Origin of the sequence: Paenibacillus harenae (genome assembly GCF_030812415.1) — a bacterium.
GTDB lineage: Bacteria > Bacillota > Bacilli > Paenibacillales > Paenibacillaceae > Pristimantibacillus > Pristimantibacillus harenae_A.
The window spans coordinates 1-2751 of the sequence record NZ_JAUSST010000019.1; the positions used below are offsets into that span (position 1 = coordinate 1).

Below are 2751 nucleotides of genomic sequence, written 5' to 3' on the forward strand. Positions count from 1 at the left end.
AACGGGGCAAGGTTCTCCGGCAAGCTTTGATTGGTTCGAATATGAGCCGTTGAACGGATAATGCACAGCTCGAATAATTAAGTTCCATCTGCAAGTGACCCATGAATATATTCATGGGTCTGCTCGGCTTTTGAATCTTTAAATCGCCGGTTTGAATTTGAACTCAGAAACAATGCAGCTTGATCTGGACGGCAGTAAAAAGCGTTACTTACGTGCGTGACGGCGTTCGTTAAACGCAGGCGTCATTCGTGTCTCCGCCGTCGATCAGGTTTTGGCAATCCGATTGAGCAAACCCGCCATCGGCATGGCCAAGGAAACGAAATTTTATTTGACGGACAACAGCCAGGGGGAATGTGTTCGATTCGTCAGTCGCCAGGCTGGTTATGCCGGGAGAGAAGTTTTGGAGCGATGCCGCCCGGATCATCATTCCGGAGGGACATTATTTGGCATTTTCGTGGACGGTTACGACATCGTCCTCCGGCGTAAGCTTCCCTACAATACGGAAAATCCGCTGTTATCCGCCTACGATGCGCCCGGGTTTGCAGCCGGCCAAATCATTGCGGAAGTGCTCTCGCAGGAGGCTCCTCGCGATAACCTGCTTATTCCCGAATATATCTCGAGCGACTTCGACGCGCATCCGAATGGCGAAGCAGGGGCTGCTGTTGCCTCGGCATTCTTGGCATGGTATGGAATGGGAGCTTCCTAATGAATCCGTATTAGTCACGACATACTTATGGGTCGCACATTCGATGTATAACGGGGAAAGAATGGCAGCGGGCATCGCATTACTTATTCTTGCAGGCGGCATCCTTAACAAGAAGCTCGGAAAAGGATAGATCACAACAAGGCACCGGGCCGCTTCCTTACGAAGCTCTGGCGCCTTATTCTATTTTGTCAAAAATACCAAATTTAACTAGACTAAATCATGCTATACCATGTCCAAAAAATCAAGGTTCACTATTCAACCTGTTGATAAAGTAGTTATGTAAGGAAACATCCGGAAATGTAGAGGAGTGGTTATCGAAAGTTGAAAACGTTTTCAATTATAGGTTTTCAACAAGGACAAGCGGCATGAACGCAAGTAGAAAAAGATGAAAGAGGGAGACTAGCTTGATGAAATCAAGGAAAAAGCCGCGTGGATTTACCAAACAAATGATGCACAACGAAAGGAATGACATCAATTGAAAAGAATTTTTGTATTGTTCTTAGCTCTCTTAGTTCTTTTACCTCAATTACCGATTGTGTCTCAGACTGCATCAGCAGAGTCATTAGACCCATATGTTGTGAATTTTAGTACTAGTAATAATCTAACTGCAAGCAGTGATTCCACTGTTGTACCTGGCAGCACCGGTGTTGACTCCCAGAAATTTGTCCTTTCAGGAAGTGGCTGGAACGGGGCCTTTTACACGGATTGGGCCAAACATGATGTATCCAGCTACAATACTTTGGAATTTTGGGTAAAAGGAGAAGCTGGCGACGAAGCTCTTCTCATAAATGTTAGCGATGGGACTAATAATTATTCCGCAAACATACAAACCCCTTACGATGGATCCTGGGAGCATGTTTCCATTGCTCTTTCTGATATGACCGGGGTTGATTTTACACAATGGAACTCCATTACATTTACCAGCAATACAAGTACTCAAAATACTACATTCTACATTAATAACGTTAAGTTCTCATACATCGAACCGTACACTGGACCACAAATAACAGTCTTGCCTTGGAATGGAGCCCAATCAGCATTATCTCTTACCTTTGATGATGGAAGTGATTCGCAGCTTGATTATGCGGTCCCGGCTTTAGATGCAAAAGATTTGAAGGCTACGTTTTTTATAACGGAAACTGCAATAACGGGCAGCCGAAAAGATGAGTGGAAAATGCTTCCTTTGGATGGGCATGAAATTGGAAATCATTCCAAACATCACTATCTGCCAAGTGCCAATCCAACCCAAGCACATGAAAAAACTTTTGACGATACTTTAGGCTACGATGAAACAGTCGCCGCTCAAGCCATGTTTGAACAAGAACTGGACACATCAGTTAAAGCTTATGCTTATCCTTACACGAATAATGATCCATATCTCGTCAAATACCTGAGGGATACGCACATTTCGGCAAGAGGGGGATGGGGTGATGGAACTCACTTTATGAAACCATCACACAAACCCAATTGGATGAATATCTCTTCCCATTTTTCATGGGGAGAAGGGAAATTCGATTCGGACTACAAGAAAATGGTAGATAATGTAATAAGTCAAGGTGCCTGGACAGTATTTACGATACATGATGTTGGTGCTAATACTTCCTTGCCACTGAGTGAGATGAATTTATTGTTTGAATATTTGGATGCCAATCGATCCAGCATCTGGATCGCTCCTTACGGAACGGTGAGCAGCTACTGGAGAGCGCAGAAAACAATTGAAAAGCTTACACCAAATGCGACTCCAACAGGAACCAGCTATACTTGGGATGTTCCAGCCTACTACCCTGATAATGTCAATCTAAAGGTGAAGGTGCAGGACGGGGATGGTTACCAGCTTGTGCAAAATGGTCAAGCCATTCAACCGGATGCAGATGGCAATTATACGATCTCCTTTGGCGCCAAGTCACTTGAATTGACGAATGAGCCACAGACGGACACTGTACCGGTGACAACGCAAGCCTATGATTGGGGCAGGGTGAAGATCGTCGGCGGCGGATTCATTCCTGGCATTATTTTCAACGAGAAAGAGAAGGATCTCATCTATG

General features: G+C 44.7%; 2 protein-coding genes. Both read left to right on the top strand.

Annotated elements, in window-relative coordinates; all coding sequences use genetic code 11:
• Positions 1–283 precede the first annotated feature (283 nt).
• Positions 284–706 (top strand): hypothetical protein, encoded by a 423-nt coding sequence (locus tag J2T14_RS30745; RefSeq protein WP_307477035.1) that lies wholly within the window; start codon positions 284–286, stop codon positions 704–706.
• A 475-nt stretch (positions 707–1181) separates the two neighbouring features.
• On the top strand, positions 1182–2751 hold a 1570-nt coding region (locus J2T14_RS30750; RefSeq protein WP_307477037.1), incomplete at its 3' end, for a polysaccharide deacetylase family protein.